The 16,815-nt window shown below is 71.6% G+C and carries 16 protein-coding genes; 6 read left to right on the top strand and 10 right to left on the bottom strand.

What is annotated here, in order from left to right:
* Positions 1–138: 138 nt before the first annotated feature.
* Positions 139–1,620: an alpha/beta hydrolase gene (locus tag N8J89_RS41130; protein WP_283662248.1), complete on the top strand. Its 1,482-nt coding sequence runs from the start codon at positions 139–141 to the stop codon at positions 1,618–1,620.
* Positions 1,611–3,161: an alpha/beta hydrolase gene (locus N8J89_RS41135; RefSeq protein ID WP_283662249.1), complete on the top strand. Its 1,551-nt coding sequence runs from the start codon at positions 1,611–1,613 to the stop codon at positions 3,159–3,161. The genes N8J89_RS41130 and N8J89_RS41135 overlap by 10 nt, the downstream gene beginning before the upstream one ends.
* On the opposite strand, the gene N8J89_RS41140 is transcribed toward N8J89_RS41135, so the two are convergent.
* The 6 genes from N8J89_RS41140 to N8J89_RS41165 form a co-directional block, all read right to left on the bottom strand.
* On the bottom strand, positions 3,154–4,014 hold the full coding sequence (locus N8J89_RS41140) for a helix-turn-helix domain-containing protein (protein ID WP_283662250.1): 861 nt from the start codon (positions 4,012–4,014) through the stop codon (positions 3,154–3,156). The two genes, N8J89_RS41135 and N8J89_RS41140, sit on opposite strands and share 8 nt — an antisense overlap.
* A 101-nt stretch (positions 4,015–4,115) precedes the next feature.
* Positions 4,116–5,936 (bottom strand): phosphoenolpyruvate carboxykinase (GTP), encoded by a 1,821-nt coding sequence (locus N8J89_RS41145; protein WP_283662251.1) that lies wholly within the window; start codon positions 5,934–5,936, stop codon positions 4,116–4,118.
* A 318-nt stretch (positions 5,937–6,254) separates the two neighbouring features.
* Positions 6,255–6,983, bottom strand: a complete 729-nt coding sequence (locus N8J89_RS41150; RefSeq protein ID WP_283662252.1) for a hypothetical protein — start codon at positions 6,981–6,983, stop codon at positions 6,255–6,257.
* Positions 6,984–7,104: 121 nt separating this feature from the next.
* Entirely contained in the window at positions 7,105–8,952 is a 1,848-nt protein-coding gene (locus N8J89_RS41155) for a dynamin family protein (RefSeq protein ID WP_283662253.1), read from the bottom strand.
* A complete protein-coding gene (grpE, locus tag N8J89_RS41160; RefSeq protein WP_502868525.1) occupies positions 8,949–9,347 on the bottom strand; it encodes a nucleotide exchange factor GrpE in 399 nt (132 codons plus the stop codon). Before grpE ends, N8J89_RS41155 begins: the two co-directional genes overlap by 4 nt.
* Positions 9,305–10,828: a dynamin family protein gene (locus N8J89_RS41165; protein ID WP_283662254.1), complete on the bottom strand. Its 1,524-nt coding sequence runs from the start codon at positions 10,826–10,828 to the stop codon at positions 9,305–9,307. The genes grpE and N8J89_RS41165 overlap by 43 nt, the downstream gene beginning before the upstream one ends.
* Before the next feature lie 118 nt (positions 10,829–10,946).
* Here N8J89_RS41165 and N8J89_RS41170 point away from each other — a divergent pair, with 118 nt between their 5' ends.
* Positions 10,947–12,128, top strand: a complete 1,182-nt coding sequence (locus N8J89_RS41170) for a sensor histidine kinase (RefSeq protein WP_283662255.1) — start codon at positions 10,947–10,949, stop codon at positions 12,126–12,128.
* A 26-nt stretch (positions 12,129–12,154) separates the two neighbouring features.
* Entirely contained in the window at positions 12,155–12,814 is a 660-nt protein-coding gene (locus N8J89_RS41175) for a response regulator (protein WP_283662256.1), read from the top strand.
* On the opposite strand, the gene N8J89_RS41180 is transcribed toward N8J89_RS41175, so the two are convergent.
* From N8J89_RS41180 to N8J89_RS41190, 3 genes are read right to left on the bottom strand one after another with little or no spacing between them, the layout of a single operon-like run.
* Positions 12,811–13,728 carry an SDR family oxidoreductase gene (locus N8J89_RS41180; protein ID WP_283662257.1) on the bottom strand — a complete coding sequence of 306 codons (918 nt, stop codon included), beginning with the start codon at positions 13,726–13,728 and terminating at the stop codon, positions 12,811–12,813. The two genes, N8J89_RS41175 and N8J89_RS41180, sit on opposite strands and share 4 nt — an antisense overlap.
* A complete protein-coding gene (locus tag N8J89_RS41185) occupies positions 13,725–14,318 on the bottom strand; it encodes a TetR/AcrR family transcriptional regulator (RefSeq protein ID WP_283662258.1) in 594 nt (197 codons plus the stop codon). The genes N8J89_RS41180 and N8J89_RS41185 overlap by 4 nt, the downstream gene beginning before the upstream one ends.
* A 56-nt stretch (positions 14,319–14,374) precedes the next feature.
* Positions 14,375–14,809 (bottom strand): PPOX class F420-dependent oxidoreductase, encoded by a 435-nt coding sequence (locus N8J89_RS41190; protein ID WP_283662259.1) that lies wholly within the window; start codon positions 14,807–14,809, stop codon positions 14,375–14,377.
* 123 nt (positions 14,810–14,932) lie between these two features.
* Here N8J89_RS41190 and N8J89_RS41195 point away from each other — a divergent pair, with 123 nt between their 5' ends.
* On the top strand, positions 14,933–15,322 hold the full coding sequence (locus N8J89_RS41195; protein WP_283662260.1) for a DUF8746 domain-containing protein: 390 nt from the start codon (positions 14,933–14,935) through the stop codon (positions 15,320–15,322).
* A gap of 181 nt (positions 15,323–15,503) precedes the next feature.
* Here N8J89_RS41195 and N8J89_RS41200 read toward each other — a convergent pair whose 3' ends face one another.
* Complete coding sequence (locus tag N8J89_RS41200) at positions 15,504–15,962, bottom strand: universal stress protein (RefSeq protein WP_283662261.1); 459 nt, start codon at positions 15,960–15,962, stop codon at positions 15,504–15,506.
* A gap of 204 nt (positions 15,963–16,166) precedes the next feature.
* On the opposite strand from N8J89_RS41200, the gene N8J89_RS41205 reads away from it, so the two are divergent.
* Complete coding sequence (locus N8J89_RS41205) at positions 16,167–16,754, top strand: hypothetical protein (RefSeq protein WP_283662262.1); 588 nt, start codon at positions 16,167–16,169, stop codon at positions 16,752–16,754.
* The last annotated feature ends 61 nt before the right edge of the window (positions 16,755–16,815 follow it).

Raw genomic sequence — 16,815 nt, forward strand, 5'->3', positions numbered from 1 at the left:
CCATGGTACACCTCCCTACTTCTCGCTGATTTTCCCCTTACGTACTCCCCTGAAGACGCCCTGAGTGTGGTCCAGGTTCACTGCGCGCTCCACCGTTTTTCCTTAGCGTGACCAACAGGCGCACTGAGGGGAGCACGGGTGAACGCCCAGCACCGCACCAAGAACCGCACCATCGGGCTTGTCTTGCTCAGCACGGTTTTCCTTTCCCTGACAACGACTCCGGCCCTCGCCCAGGCCGATCCGCTGACCGGCCAGCAGCTGTCCTGGCGACCCTGCTTCGACCCGGCGAACCCGCCACCGAACCCACCGGCGAACTTCGCGCGCCTGGAGTGCGCGGAGTTCCAGGCCCCGCTGGACTGGCACCGGCCGGGGCACAAGAAGATCAGCATCGCGGTGAGCCGGATCAGGGCCACCGGCCCGGCGGCAGGCGTGCTGTTCACCAACCCCGGCGGACCGGGCTCGCCCGGCCGCAGGCTGCCGCTGTCGCTGTCCCGCCGCACCGAGCTGGCCGAGCGCTTCGACCTCATCGGCATCGACCCGCGCGGCACCGGCGCCAGCTCACCGGTCCGCTGCGCGCCACCGGCTGCCGCTGACCAAGCGCTGCCGCTGGACCCGAGGGACCGCACTCCGGCCAACCTGACCGCCATGCAGGACCAGGCCGAGCGGATCATCCGCGACTGCCAGGTCTTCCTCGGCGAGCGGGCCGCGACCACCACCACCGCGCAGACCGCCCGCGACCTGGACCTGCTGCGCCACCTGCTCGGCCAGCGAAAGATCAACTTCCTCGGCATCTCCGCCGGGACCTGGCTGGCCACGCACTACGCCACCCTGTTCCCGCACCGGGCCGGCCGGTTCGCGCTCGACTCGGCCATGGACGCCACCGGCAGCTGGGAGAGCACCCAGGCCACGCTGCCGATGGCCTACGAGCGCCGGTTCCGCGAGGGCTTCCTGCCCTGGCTGGCGCAGCGCCACGCGACCTACGGCTGGGGCCAGACCCCGGCCGCCGCACATGCCCGGTACGAGGGATTGCGTGCCCGCCTGGCAACGGCTCCGGTCAACGGGATCAACGGGGCCGTGCTGGACGCGATCATCCTCGGCGGCCTCGGCCACGCCGCCGCCTTCCCCGGCCTGGCCGGACAGCTGGTCGCACTCGACAAGGGGCAGGCCGCCCCGCAGTCCGCGCCGCCCGGCTCGGACATCCTCAACCCGGACCCGGCCAGCTACGGCGCGGTCTACACCGCGATCCGCTGCAACGACACGCCATCCCGGTTCACCAGGGCCTCGCTGGTCGCCGACTCGGCCCGGCTGGGCCAGCAGTACCCGCTCTACGGCTGGGCCCAGGTGGTCAACGACTGCCTCGGCTGGCAGCGGCCGGACCTGCCGGTCGTGCGGGTCACCGGCCACGGACTGCCGCCGATGCTGATCGTGCAGTCCGAACAGGACCCGAAGACGCCGATCGAGGGCGCGCGCCGCCTGCAGCAGCGCCTGCCCGGCTCCCGGTTGCTGGTCGTCGCGGGTGGCGACCACGGCCTCTACCTCGGCAACCCGTGCGTGAACACCGCGGTCGAGGCATTCCTCGCCCACGGCACACTTCCTGAGGGGGAAACCAGATGTCCTTGAGGCACAAGGCAACCGTGCTGGCGGTCGCCGCCGCACTGCTCGCCGCGCCCGCGGCCGCCTTCGCCACCGAGTCCACCCCGAGCCGCTACCTCAGCCAGCGCCTGGACTGGAAACCCTGCTTCGACCAGGCCAACCCGCCACCCGGCCTGCCACCGGGCGGGACCGCGCTGGAATGCGCCAGCTACACCGCGCCGATGAACTGGCGCCGCCCGCGTGAGGGCAAGGACATCACCGTGGCGATCACCCGGCTGCGCGCCACCGGCGTCCGCCAGGGCGTGCTGTTCACCAACCCCGGCGGACCGGGCGAGGCGGGCCGGTCCTTCCCGCTGAACTTCCTGGCCGCCGGCCAGCACGCGGTGCTGGCCAGCCAGGACGTCTACGGCATCGACGTGCGCGGCACCGGCGGCAGCAGCCAGGTCAGCTGCCAGCCCACCGCGCCCTCGCCGCTGCCGGATTGGCGGGACCGCAGCCCGGCCAACCTGGCGAAGTTCCTGGCGGTCAACGACACCATCGCCCGCGACTGCCAGAACAGCGAACTGGGCAAGTACGTCAACACCGAGCAGACCGCGCACGACCTCGACCTGCTGCGCCACCTGCTCGGTGAACACAAGATCAACTATTACGGGGTGTCCGGCGGCGCCTGGCTCGGCCCGTTCTACACCACCTACTTCCCGCACCGGGTGGGCCGGTTCGTGCTGGACTCGGTCCCCGATGTCACCGCGACCTGGCAGCACCTGCTCAACGACCAGGCCCGTGCCATGGAACGCCGGTTCCGCACCGACTTCCTGCCCTGGCTGGCTCGGCACCACGACCGCTACGGCTGGGGCCGCACCGCGGCCGAGACGGGTGCGACGTACGAGACCGTGCGGGCCCGGCTGGCCGCGAAACCCGTTGAGGTGCAAGGAAGACTGCTGGGCGGCGCGGACCTCGACATGGTGATCGTTGGCGCCCAGGGGCAGAAGGACTACTTCCCCGGCGCCGCGGCGAACCTGGCCCTGCTCAAGCGGCTCAGCGAGGGCGGCCCGGCGGCGGAGTCCGCGCCAGGACAGGACATCCTCACCCCGGATCCGAACAGCCAGACCGGCACCGCGTTGTCCATCGTCTGCAACGACACGCCCTACCGCGGCGGCCGGGCGGGCACCATCGCCGAGTCCGCGCGGCTGGGACGGCAGTACCCGCTGCTGGGCTGGCAGAAGATCGTGCAGCAGTGCATGTCCTGGCAGCGCCCCGAGTTCCGGCTGCCCGAGGTCACCGGCCGCGGCCTGCCGCCGATGCTGCTGGTGAACTCCGTGCGCGACCCGCAGACCCCGATCGAGGGCGCGCAGCGGGCCCAGCGGGTGCTGCCCAAGGGCTCGCCGCTGCTGGTGGTCGCCGACGAGGGCGACCACTGGATGTACCTGCGCGGCAACGCCTGCGTGGACGCCAGGGTCAGCGCCTACCTGACCACCGGCGCGCTGCCTGCCAACGGCAGCACCTGCGCGGGCGAGCCGATGCCGGACCCGGCGGCCAAGCCACGGCCGCCGTTCCCGGCGATCAGCTAGCGCGAGCCAGCTCACCGGCGTACCCGCCGAGCAGGTGCGCCGACTCCGCCGGTGGCAGGGCCAGGTGCTCCAGCACCGCCCAGGCCTCCCGCGCCCGGTCCACCTCGGCCGCGGTCTGCAGGAAGGTGTGCGTGCCCGCCGTGGGCACGCACACCAGGGTGGGCGCGTCGGCGAACTCCAGGATGGTCATCGACCCGCGCAGTCCGGGATGCGCGCCCCGGCTGCCGGGCAGCACCCGCAGGGTGACGTTGGGCCGGTCCGCCAGCACGCACAGCGCCTGTAGCTGGCGGGCCAGCACACCCTGCCCGCCGATCGGCCGCTGCAACGCGCTCTCCTCCACCACGCAGTGCAGGTTCGGCGGGGTGGGCCTGGCCAGCACCATCTGCCTGGTCATGGTGGCCGCGACCTGGCGGCCCAGGTCGGGCTCGTGCAGCCGGTGGTCCATGCCGCCCAGCGCGGACCTGGCGTACTCGGCGGTCTGCAGCAGGCTGGGCACCATGGCCAGCTCGTAGTCGCGCACCACCGCGGCCTCGTCCTCGAGGCCGATCAGCTGGCGCAGGTCGGCGGGCAGCCTCGAGCCGGGAGCCTGCCACCAGCCGGGGTTGGCCGCCGCGCCCACCTGGGCGAGCAGCTCGGCCCGCTGCTGCGCGGGCACCTGGTACAGGGTGAGCAGGGCGTTCACGTCATCGACGTGCAGGCCGCGCCGCCCGGTCTCCATGCGTTGCACCTTGGTCACCGAGACGCCGAGGGCGATCGCGACCTGATGCAGGGTGAGGCGGTTGGCCTTGCGCAGGGTGCGCAGCACGGCACACACCCTGCGGGCGCGAGTGGCGGGACCAGGACGTTCGGGCATGCACTTCACTGTGTCCCTTGCCACAGGGTCACACAAACCAGGCTCGGGGCCCGGCGGACGACGCTGGCCACCGGGCCCCGAGCTCTGGTGCGTGATGCTGATCAGGCAAGACGCTGCTTGAGCGCCTCCAGCTCGTCACGCAGCGAGCTGGGCAGCTTGTCACCGATCTGAGTGAACCACTCCTCGATGAGCGGCAGTTCGGCCCGCCATTCGTCCACATCCACGGCCAGCGCGGCCTCGATGTCGGCCCTCGGCGCGTCCAGTCCGGACAGGTCCAGGTCGTCCGCGGTCGGCACGTGGCCGATCGGGGTCTCCTGGGCCGCGGCCTTGCCCTCGATGCGCTCGATGGCCCACTTCAGGATGCGGCCGTTCTCGCCGAATCCGGGCCACAGGAAGCGCTTGTCGTCGCCGCGGCGGAACCAGTTCACGTAGAAGATCTTCGGCAGCTTCACCGAGTCGGCGTTCTTGCCGACGGAGATCCAGTGCGCGAAGTAGTCACCGGCGTGGTAGCCGATGAACGGCAGCATGGCCATCGGGTCGCGGCGCACGTCGCCGACCTTGCCCGCGGCGGCCGCGGTCTTCTCGCTGGAGAGGGTGGCGCCCATGAACACGCCGTGCTGCCAGTCGCGGGCCTCGTTCACCAGCGGGATGGTGGTGCCGCGGCGGCCGCCGAAGAAGATCGCCGAGATCGGCACTCCGTTGGGGTCGTCCCACTCCGGCGCGAGCACCGGGCACTGCGACATCGGCGTGCAGTAACGGGAGTTGGCGTGCGAGCTGAGCACCCCGTTCTCGCCGTCGGCCGGGGTCCAGTCCTGCTTCTTCCACGAGGTGGCGTGCGCGGGCGTGTTCTCCATGCCCTCCCACCAGATGTCGCCGTCGTCGGTGAGGGCGACGTTGGTGAACACCGAGTTGCCGCGCTCGATGGTGCGCATGGCGTTCGGGTTGGTCTTCCAGTTGGTGCCGGGCGCGACGCCGAAGAAGCCGGCCTCCGGGTTCACCGCGTACAGGCGGCCGTCCTCACCGAAGCGCATCCAGGCGATGTCGTCGCCGAGGGTCTCGACCTTCCAGCCGGGGATGGTCGGCTCCAGCATGGCCAGGTTGGTCTTGCCACAGGCCGAGGGGAACGCCGCGGCGATGTAGTGGACCTGCTGCTCCGGCGAGGTCAGCTTGAGGATCAGCATGTGCTCGGCCAGCCAGCCCTCCTCGCGCGCGATCGTGGAGGCGATGCGCAGCGAGTAGCACTTCTTGCCCAGCAACGCGTTGCCGCCGTAGCCGGAGCCGAAGCTCCAGATCTCGCGGGTCTCCGGGAAGTGGGTGATGTACTTGGTGTCGTTGCAGGGCCACGGCACGTCCTGCTGGCCGGGCTCCAGCGGCGCGCCGACCGAGTGCAGGCAGGGCACGTAGTCGGCGTCGTCACCGAAGAGCGCCAACGCCTTGCTGCCCATGCGGGTCATGACGCCCATCGACACCACGACGTATTCGGAGTCGGTGATTTCCACGCCCAGCATGGGCTTTTCCGCGCTGAGCGGGCCCATGCAGAACGGAATCACGTACATCGTGCGGCCGCGCATGCACCCGCGGTAGAGCTCGGTCATGATGGACTTCATCTCGACCGGATTCATCCAGTTGTTGGTCGGACCGGCGTCGGCCTCGTCAACAGAACAGATGTAGGTCCGCTCTTCCACCCTGGCCACGTCATTGGGGTCAGAGGCACACCAGAACGAGTTCGGTTTGTTCTGGAGTCGCACAAAGGTGCCTGCGTCGACCAGTTTCTGGTTCAGGCGCTCAGCTTCCTCGGGCGACCCGTCGACCCAGACGACCTCGTCCGGCGCGGTCAGTTCCGCGACCTCACGCACCCAGGAAAGCAGGCGAGCGTGCGTCGTGGGTGCCTGATCGAGACCGGGGATGGTCAGTGCGGTCATGGCGTCTCCTGCCTGAGCGAAGAAAGCGACGCTACGCCCGGGGGCGCCGGGCGTGGCGTGGAAAGGGATTGTTTTGAGGCTAGCGGTACCCAACAGGCGCTGCCGACACCCGGAGTGTCGCCTCGCTCACAAGACCGATAAGGGGATCGATTCAGCCACTTGTGGCGCGGAGATGAACGGGTGACGTTTCCGGCCCCGCCCAGCTCAGCAAGCGCTCTCTGGTGGCGTGTCCCACAAAGAGATCAACCCCACCCGGTTTCCGGATGAGGTTGATTCGGGTTTTGGCCCGGGTGGCCCGGGGTACTCCAGGGCGTAGTTCTATGTCCAGCGGGGCTGTTGCGCGCCGCCGATGCCGCCGCCGGTGCCGGTGGAGTCGACCCACTCGCCGGTGACCGGGTCCACGTGGAAGCTGCCCTGCGGCGCCTTGTCCGTGGCGGTCTCGACCTCCCAGTCGGCGTCGGAGAGCCGGGCCGGTTCGCTGCTCATGGCGTCGCCGAGGCTCTCGTCGTGCACCACGACCCACTCGCCGTTGCCCCGGTGCTCGCTGACGATCACCTGGCCGCTGCCGGTGATCTCGGTGGCCACGTCCGCGTCGCCGTCGCCGTCGATGTCGGCGAAGACCACGGTGTCGCCGTCGGCGTCGGTGACCACCAGGGTGTCGCCCTTGCCGTCGCCGTCGGTGTCGGTCAGCTCGCCCTGCAGGTGCTGCTCGCCGTCGGGGCCGTGCACGATCAGCCCGGACCCGGTGCCCACCGCGGTCTGCGGGCCCGCGCTGGAGCGCTGCCCCTCGGTGACCCACTCGCCGCTGGCGGAGTCGAAGCGCGCGGTGCTGACCACCGCGCCCTTGTCGTCCAGGGTGCGCATGACGTCGGCGGTGCCGTCGCCGTTGGTGTCGGTGAAGCTGAGGTAGCCGTCGTCGGTCTCGACCACCGCCGTGTCGTCGATCCCGTCCTGGTTGCTGTCGCTGACAGCCTCGACGGTCATCTCCTCACCGTCCACGGTCACCTTGATGTCACCGTCGGTGGCGCCGGTCTCCTCGATGTACACCTGATCCCCCTTGGACTACCCGGGGTGCGGGCAAGCTGGGCGTTTCTTGCCACTTCGACTTACGGTAGGCCCGTTCGGTTCCATCGCCAAGTCGGCAACCGATCGAAATGGTGACAACCTGTCAACCCGCGTCCCGCTGATCGCGGATGCGCCCGAGCAGCATCTCCGCCTGTGCCCGCCCCGCCTTCACCTCGGCGAGCCGTTTGCCGACCGCCTGGAGCCGCCGGTTGCGTTCCGCGGTGTCCATCCGCAGCGCCTTGTCCACCTCGCGCAGCTCGTCCTCGATCGCGCCGATCCGCCTGCCCAGCGCGTCGTCCATGGCCAGCGACAGCTGCTGCTCGGCCTCGATCAGCTGCTCGGAGACCAGCTGCTCCATGGTGGAGCGGGCGTCCGCGACCACCTCGGTGAGCCACTGCTTGAGGTAGGTCTTGTCCGCGGTGTGCTTGCGGGTGCGGGCCAGCCACCAGCCCGCGCCGAGGCCGAGCACGATGGTCACCGGCAGCACCAGCGCGCTGGAGGCGGCGATGCCCAGCCCGGCCAGCGGCAGCGCGGCGGCCTTGCCAAGGCCGAGCCCGCCGGAGACGCCCATGAACACCAGCAGCTTGTCCTCGGCGTTGGGCGGACGCCGGTCCGGGCTGCGCAGCAGCACCGGCGGCTGCCCGGCGCGGGCGAACTGGGACCGGATGACATCCAGCTCGTCCGGCGAGAACAGCTCGGCCAGCACCGCCTTGGCCAGCGCGTCCAGCCGGGCGGCCAGTCCGTCGCTCAACCGGCCGGAGACCAGCTGCAGCGCCGCGTCCAGCTCCTGCGGCAGCCGTTGCAGGCCCTCCCGGTCGGCCGCGTCGATGGCCCGCCGGAACCAGGACTGCACGTCCCGCATCTGCCTGGCCACCTCGTGCGAGCTCTCCACCCGGGCCCGCTGGGTCTCCCCGCGCAGCCGCACCTGCCAGCCCCTGGTGGCCGAGCGGCGCAACGCGACCAGCTCGTCCTTGCGCGCCCGCAGCGACTCGGCCTCGTCCTCGCCGGTGCTCAGGGTGCGCTGCTCGGCGGTCAGCTTCGCGCTCTGCTCGGCCAGCGCGGTGGCCGCCGCGCGCAGCGTGTTGGCCTCGGCGAGCATGGCCGCGTGCGCGGCGACCAGCTCCTGCAGGCCGGTCTGCAACGGCGCGATGCCGGACTGCTCGCGCAGCAGCGCCGCGGTCTCCGGCGTCGGCGCGTTCTTGGCCAGGCCGAACATCCGGGCGCTGACGGGGTGGAAGACGGCCCCGGCGAACCGGGGCGCGTGCTCGGCCAGCAGTGCCCGGTTGGCCTCCAGCACCTGCCGCCAGCCCCGGTACTGGTCGGTCTTGGTCAGCGCGAACAGCACGGTCTCCACCCGCTCGCCTGCCTGGGCGAGGAAGGTCAGCTCACCACTGGTCAGCGGCGCGGAGGCGTCCACCACGAACAGCAGCGCGGTGGCGTTGGCGGCGGCCTCGGCGGCCAGCTCGCCGTGCATCGAGTCCAGCCCGCCGACCCCGGGGGTGTCGATCACGGTCAGCCGGCTCAGCAGCGGGATGGGCGCCTCGACCCGGACGAAGCGGGGCGGCAGCTGGCCCTCCGGCAGCTCCCCGGTCACCGTCACCCAGCGGTGCAGCTGCTCCACCGGGAAGGACACCGGCTGCACCTGCCCCGGGTAGCAGGCCTGTGCGGCCCACTCCTCGCCGTGGGCGAAGACCAGGTAGTTGGCGGTGGCCACGTGCGCGTCCACCGGCGACAGGTTCTCCGCCGCCAGCAACGCGTTGACCAGCGAGCTCTTCCCCCGGTTGGTCTCGCCGACGACCACCACCGAGGGCACCGAGGGCCGCCCGTCGCGCACCGCGGCCACCCACTCGGCGGCGGCCGGATCGGCCTCCTTGAGCAGCTCGACCAGCCGCCCGACGGTGTGCCGCACCAGCTTGGGCAGTGGCACGCCCGAGGTCACCGGCGCGTTCACCCGGCGGCCTCGCGCAGCGTGTACACGGTCACCACTGGCGGCCGCACCGGCTGCCCGTGGTCCAGGAAACCCACCACCTCGGTCTCGGCGACCAGCCCGGCCAGCGCGGGGTCGTCGGTGGGCTGGGTGCCGCCCGCCTCGTGCACGGCCGGGTCGAAGCGCTGCCCGTCCGGCCGCACCGCGGTCACCCCCACCCCGGCCAGCCCGTCCACGATCCGCTCCGCGACACCGGCGCTGCGGGCCCGGTCGAGCGCGTAGAGGCACAGCTGGATGAGCTTCTTCCGCTCACCGCGTGCGGGGTCGAACATGACCTCTTCCGACGCGGCGTCCACCGGTCCGGTTCCCCCGGTCGTCATCTCGATCCTCCACCGAGCTGCTGCCAGATCAGGAAGTATGCGCGGTGCACCACGTGCGCCACCCGGCTTTGCGCCGGAGTGGCCCCGAAGGAGGCGAAGGCCCGCCACCACCCGGCCCGTTCCAGCGCGAAGGCGAGCAGTTCCTGGCGGGGGCGGCCGGGCAGGCCGAGTTGCTGGTCGGGTTTGGCCGAGCCGCCCACCCGCAGCACCTCCTCGGCCAGGTCGGCCGGCATGGCCACCTGGCCGGAGGTGACCAGGGTGAGGGCTTCCAGCAGGCGGAGCTGGTGCGCCTCGGGCTTGGCCAGCAGGACCTCGATGGCGTCGTGCACCCGCTGGCGTTCGCCGGGGTCGCCGGAGGCGCGGGCCAGCGCGGTGACCGAGGCGAGTGCGGCGGCGGCCTTGATGCCGTCGGCGCGGGCCTTGAACACCACGTCCAGCTTGGCCCGGACCGCGGCCAGTCCGGATGCCTCCAGCAGGCCGCGGCGCAGCGCGCCCGCGGTCAGCTCCGGGTCGGCGGCGAGCAGGTTCAGCGCGGTGCTGATGCCGTGCAGGTCGAGGCAGCTGAGCAGGCGTTCCCTGGTGGCGGCTGGCACCGGGGTGTCCCAGCTGGTGAACAGGTCGACGGAGAGCAGCATGGTGGCGCGGGTGGTCTCGTCCAGGGCGGCGAGCTGTTTGAGCGCCTCGGCGTCGGCCGCGGTGAAGCCGCCGGTCTCCGCGGTCTCGGCGAGCAGGCCGATCATCGGCAGCACGTCGGCGACCCTGGGCTTGAGCGTCTCGGCCTGGTGCGCGGCCAGCAGCTCGGCCGCCTTCCACAGGTCGCCGCCGGAGCCGGCCACGGTTTCCGGGGCGATGGTGTCGGCCTTGTTGAGCACCGCGATCGCGTTCACCGGACCGGCCTCCCGGCTGGCGGTGGCCGCGGTGAAGGCGGCCAGCGCGGCCCGGTCGTCCGAGCGCACGGTCTGGGTGACCACGTAGAGCACGGCCTCCGCGCCCACCACCGCGTTGCGGGAGACCTCGTCCAGCTCGTCGGCGGCCCGGCCGGGCTCGCCGAGCAGCTCGGACTCGGTGCGGGCCACCGAGGTGGCGTCCAGCGAGCCGAGGCCGGGGGTGTCGATCACGGTCAGGTCCCGCAGCACCGCGCTGGTCAGGTATGCCTCCAGGTGCGAGACCCGGTCCAGGTCCACGCCGAGCTTGGCCGGGATCATGCCGTCGGCGTCGAAGGGCAGCACCTGCTTGCCGCCGTCGGTGAAGATCACCTCGACCCGGTCCACCGTGCCGTAGTGGAAGCGGGTGACCAGCCGGGTGCACTCGCCGATGTCGGTGGGCGCCACCCGCCGCCCGATCAGCGCGTTGACCAGCGTGGACTTGCCCGACTTGATCCGGCCGGCGACCGCGACCTGGAGCGGGGCGCCCAGCCGCCGGAGCACCTCGGCGAACCCGGCCGCGGTGCGCGAGCCGACCTGCGGGGTCAGCCGCTGGCAGAGGTGGGCGACGGCTGCGGACAGTGGCCCCGGGTTCACTTGTGCATCGTCGCACGCAGGGCGGCCCCGGCGCGGGCCCGGCGGTAATCCACAAGGGGTAGCGAATCTCCGCCTGCGGTACGACGCCACCCGGCCGAGCCGCGTTTACCCTCGTCGGGTGCGGAGACTGAGCCTGTGGCTGCGGGCCCACCCCTTGGTGGGCGACACGGCGCTGGTCGTCCTGCTCACCACGCTGGACATGCTGGGCAAGAACCCGAACTGGGTGGTCACCGACACGAACTACTACTCGGTCGGCGCGCTGCTCACCGTGCCCCTGATCGTGCGCCGCCGCCAACCGATGGTGGCCGGTGGGCTGATCGTCTTCGCCGAGTTCCTGCGGATCTTCACGCACCCGGCCGACATGGACTACCGGGTCGGCGAGCTGGGCATCCCGATCATGCTCTACACCCTCGCGGTGTACGGCACCCGCCGCTGGGCAGGCGCGTTCGCCTTCTGCATCCTGCTGGTCAACGTGGTGGTGCTGATCCGCTTCCCGGAGCCGGGCCCGGCCGCCTGGTCGGCGTTCAGCTGGTTCGCCGCGCCCGCCTTCGCCTGGCTGCTCGGCGAGATCGTCGCGGCCCGCAGGGCGCTGAACGAGGAGGCGGTGCAGCGACTGCTGCTGCTGGAGCTGGAACGGGACCAGCAGGCCAAGATCGCGGTGGCCGCCGAGCGCACCAGGATCGCCCGCGAGCTGCACGACGTGGTGGCGCACGCGGTGAGCGTGATCGTGGTCCAGGCCGACGGCGCGTCCTACATGATCAAGGACAAACCGGAGCTGGCCGAGCGCTCGCTGAAGACCATCTCCACCACCGGCAGGCAGGCCCTCAACGAGCTGCGCAGGCTGCTCGGCGTGCTGCGCACCACGGATGAGAACGACCCGGAGATGACCCCGCAGCCCAGCGCGGGCCAGGTCGAGGAGCTGGTGGCGAAGGTGCGCGCGGTGGGCCTGCCGGTGCAGCTGGACCTGCGCGGCGACCTGGACGACCTGCCGGCCGGCATCGGGCTCGGCGTGTACCGGATCGTGCAGGAGGCGCTGACCAACACGATCAAGCACGGCGGCGCGGGGGTGAAGGCGGTGGTGCGGGTGCACCGCGAGGAGGACGCGGTGCGGGTGCGGGTGCTCGACAGCGGCGGCGGCCCCGGCACCGGCTCGGGCCTGGTCTCCGGCGGCAACGGGCTGATCGGCATGCAGGAACGGGCCAGCGTCTTCGGCGGCGAGTTGGAGGCCGGTCCGCGGCCGGGTGGCGGGTGGCAGGTCTCGGCCCGGCTGCCGCTGACCAACCGGACCGTCGGGTCCTGAGTGGACATTGCCTCTAAGCTCGGCCCGTGATCCGGGTGATGTTGGTCGACGACCAGGAACTGATGCGCATGGGGTTCCGCATGGTGCTCGACGCGCAGGAGGACCTCCAGGTGGTCGGGGAGGCGGGGGACGGCGCCGAGGCCGTGCGCAAGGCCGCCGAGCTGCGCCCGGACGTGGTGCTGATGGACGTGCGCATGCCGGTGCTGGACGGGGTGGAGGCCACCAAGCGGATCAGCGCCGAGGGCACGTCGAAGGTGCTCGTGATGACCACCTTCGACCTGGACGAGTACGTGCTGGCCGCGTTGCGCGGCGGGGCGAGCGGCTTCCTGCTCAAGGACACCCCGCCCGCGGACCTGGTCTCCGCCCTGCGCGCGGTGGCCAGCGGGGACGCGGTGGTCTCGCCGAGTGTGACCAGGCGGCTGCTGGACCGCTTCCTCGGTTCGGCGGACTCCGGGCAGCTGCGCGACGCGACCGTGCTGGACGTGCTGACCGAGCGGGAGCGCGAGGTGCTGGTGCTCATCGCCAAGGGCATGTCCAACGCGGAGATCGCCAAGACGCTGTTCCTGTCCGAGGCGACGGTGAAGACGCACGTGGGCCGCATCCTGGCCAAGCTGGACCTGCGCGACCGGGTGCAGGCCGTGGTGCTCGCCTACGAGACCGGGCTGGCCCGCCCCGGCGACGCCTAGCGGTACTCGGCGGGGTCCTTGCCCAGCGGGGACTCGGCGAAGACGTTCTCGGTGAAGTAGCTGCCGCAGTCCGGCTGGGAGCCGTCCACGTCGGTGAAGCCGTAGGCCTTGGCCAGCTGCCAGGAGGACAGCGACTGCCCGCCCCAGCGCGCCCGGTCCGGGTCGGCGGCCAGCGCGGCCACCGCGCGGCCGAGGTAGTGCGGGGTCTCGGAGATGCCGAAGTGCACGTCCTTGGTCAGCGCCTCGCGCCAGGTGGCCTCGGTGACGCCGAAGTGCGCGAGCACCTCCTCCGAGCGCAGGAAGCCTGGGGTGAGCGCGACCGAGGTGCCGCCGTACGGGGCCAGCTCCTGGTGCAGGACCTTGCCCAGGCGCAGGATGGCCGCCTTGACCAGGTCGTAGTAGACCGCCTCGCGGTAGCGCTGGTTGAACATCTCGTCGCCGTCGGTGATCTCCACCAGCAGTCCGCCCGGCTGCGCGATGAGCAGCGGCAGCGCCTTGTGCAGGGTGATCAGGTGGGTGTCCAGGCCGTTGCGCAGCATGGCGCGGCCCTTGGTCAGGTCGTGCTCCCACACCGGCTTGTGCTCGGAGAAGCCGTCGCCGCCCCAGACGTCGTTGACCAGCACGTCGATCCGCCCGTGCCCATCCCGGATCCTGGCCACCAGAGCGTCCACATCGGACTCCTCGAGGTGGTCGCAGCGCACCGGGATGCCCTGCCCGCCGGCCGCGGTGACCAGCTCCGCGGTCTCCTCGATGGTCTCCGGCCGCCCCATCGGCGAGGGGCCGGTGGTCCGGCTGCTGCGGCCGGTGACGTAGACCGTGGCACCGGCCGCGCCCAGTTCTACCGAGATCCCGCGTCCCGCGCCCCGGGTGCCGCCCGTGACCAGGGCTACCTTGTCCGCCAACGGTTTGCTCATGCCGACTCCTCTCCCAGCGCGGGCCGTGACCAGCCCGCGAGCACGGCGGCCAGGTCCGCGCGGACCCGGTCCACCAGACGTCCGTGTGGCCGGACCGACCAGTGCATGGCGGCGCCGGAGACCAGCGCGCCGAGGATCCGCGCGGCGATCTCCGGCGCGGGCGCGCCGGGCAGCGCGGCGGCGGCCAGCAGCTCGGCCAGCTCGGCGTTGACCGCGGCGTAGCCGAGGGCCAGCTCCTCGCGCAGTTCCGGATCGGCCAGGTCCACGCCCAGCTGCGCCAGGTTGTTGGCGGCCTGCTCGGCGTTGTCCAGGAACTCGTAGCCGACCAGCGCGCCGGCCAGCACCGCCTCTCGCGGACTGTCCGCCGCCGCCGCGGCCGCCCGGATCGCCGCGGCCTGCCCGGCCCGGTGGTCCCGGCTGAGCGCGAGCAGCAGGCCGTGCTTGCTGCCGAAGCGCTGCATCACGGTGCCGGTCGCCACACCGGCCTGCTGGGCCACCTCGGCGATGGTGAAGGCGGGTCCGGACCGGCCGAGGACCACGCCGAGGGCGTCCAGCAGCCTGCGGTCGGTGATCGTTCTGGGTCGGGCCACGGCATTAGTGAACCACGGTTCACGAACTTTGTGAACCGTGGTTCATGAACTGGCGCTCACTCGGCCACGTCGGTCTTGGCCACCACCTTCTCGATCTTCACCCGGACCAGCAGCTCACCCTCGCCGCCGTTGCGCTCGGCGTACTCCCGCTCCCGGTCCGCGCCCATGTACCGCGCGCCCAGCCGACCGGCCCAGTACCGGACCGTCTCCGGGTCGTCGGTGGTGGTCGCGGTGCCGGTGATGGTGACGAAGTCGAAGGGCGGGCGCTCGTTGTCGAAGCAGATGGACACCCGGCCGTCCCGCAGGATCGACTTGCCCTTGATCGAGGGCGCGTAGGTGGTGAACACCAGGTCGTCACCGTCCAGGTCGACCCAGATCGGCGAGACGTGCGGGGACCCGTCCTTGCGCGTGACCGCGAGCTTGCCGGTGTGCGGCGGGGTGGCGGCGATGAACTCCCGCCACCAACCCTCTGGCGCGTCGTTGTAACCCATGATCAGACCGTAGGTCTACTTCCAAGGTATGACGGGAAATCCCGACCAACGGAGGACGCGCGGAACCACCCGATCCGGTCATTGTGTGCAGGGGAGGCGTTCTCACCCCCAGGAGCCCCGGCCATGATCGAGACGGTCACCGCGACCGAACCGTGCGGGACCAGGACTGCTGCGCACACCACCTGCCGCTTCGGCCGGGTGCTGCGCAGACTGGCCGGGGTCCAGCCGGAGCACGCGCCTGCCTCGGTCCGGGCCGAACCCGGTGCTCCTGATGTGCTCGCGCATCCGGAACTCCTTGTGCGCCAACGGACTCCGGTGGTACTGGTGCGCAGCCCGCAGTGTGAGGAGCTGGCCAGGGTGCTCACCGGGGCCGGGTTCGGGGTGCACCGGGAGCTGGACAACGAGTGGGTCGGCTCGCTCACCGTGAGCGGGGCCAGCGCGGAGCAGGTCGGCGAGCTGGCGGCCAGTCATCGGCTGGTGCTGCACGAGCTGCGCACGAACTCCCCGGGGTAGCGGAAAGAAGTTTTCACCAGCAACGCAACCCGGGTACCCCCAGTGGCGTCCTCCATGGCGAGGACTTCATCGGGAAACAACCGATAGCTGCGGGTTCGGGGCCCGCGAAGTCGGCAGCAGGGGTCCCGGCGACCTTCGGGGGGTCGCCGGGGCCTCGTGCTATTCCTGGACGCCGCGCCGTTCAGACACTGGGCCGCACCACCAGCACCGAGCAGCGGGCGTGCCGGACCACCTGGTCGGCCACCGAGCCCAGCACCAGTCCGGCGAACCCGCCCCGGCCGCGGTGGCCGACCACCAGCAGGTCGGCGCCGTTGGAGGCGGCGATCAGGGCCTGTGGCGAGGGCGAGTGCACGACGTGCACCGCGATCTCGCAGTCCTCCGGCTCGCCGATGTGCTCGGTCACCAGTTCCGCGGTCGCCTTGCGCAGCCACTCCTCGTACTGGGTCACGCTGGCCACCGAGCCCGCCGGGCAGTCCGGTGGCCGGGGCGCGGTGCGCAGGGTCCAGGCCCGCAGCACGTGCAGGGTCAGTCCGCGGCGGCAGGCCTCCTCCACCGCCACCCGCAGGGCCCGCAGGGACGACGCCGAGCCGTCCACACCGACCACCACGCCGCCGTTGATGCCGATCTCGCGCTCGCCCACGGAACCACCTCCGCAGTGACCACAATGTTGTCGAGATCACATTACGGGCATGACGTGGAGGTTGCGCGGCGTATGCATTGCGTTAAACCACCGTGAAACGCCGCACTTCGACATGACACCGGCGATCAAGCCCGCTCAGATGGGGTTGAGACCTCACAGAGGTCGGAGGTGATCATGACCGAACCGATGCTCGACTCACCGACGGTGAGCGCATCGACAGCGTTGTCGAGACTGCCGAACCAGCGCGGGGACCAGACCAAGCGTCGCCCGCCAGCACGACTCGCCGGACTCAGGGTGGAGCCCACCGCGGCACTGGAATGGTCCCAGGCGATCGAGCGCATGGGTTACGCCACCGCCGCGACCGATCCCGGGCAGACCCGCCGGTCCTGGGTGGACCGGGCGCCGGAGCGCCAGGTGCTGCACCTGTTCCGGGCCGCCTCCGCGGGCGGCAACCAGGTTCCCGCGCCGTGGTGGCTGCGCGCCCTGCACCGCGGCGACCTGCTGCACCGGGCGGCCGGGTTCGCCGTGGAGGACGGCGTGCACGAGCTGCTGGTCAACCGTCCCGGGTGGTTCTACGTCCCCTGGGTGGGTGATGGTGAAGACGGTTACTGGGAGTACGTGCCCTCGGACCCCGGCACCTCGACCGGGTTGCCAACCACCGTGGTGCTGACCGACGCGCACCAGGGCTGGCTGGACGCGCTGCCCGCGCACGAGCACGACCCCCGGCCCGCGGTGCCGATCGCCGGCGTGGCCGGGCTCGCCGCCCGGCTGCCGGAGATCGAGGGCTGGTAGCCCGCTGGACCCGGCTACGGCCCCGGCCCTGCCATTTGGCAGAGTTCGGGGCCGTAATCGC

The sequence above is a fragment of the Crossiella sp. CA-258035 genome (assembly GCF_030064675.1).
Taxonomy (GTDB): domain Bacteria; phylum Actinomycetota; class Actinomycetes; order Mycobacteriales; family Pseudonocardiaceae; genus Crossiella.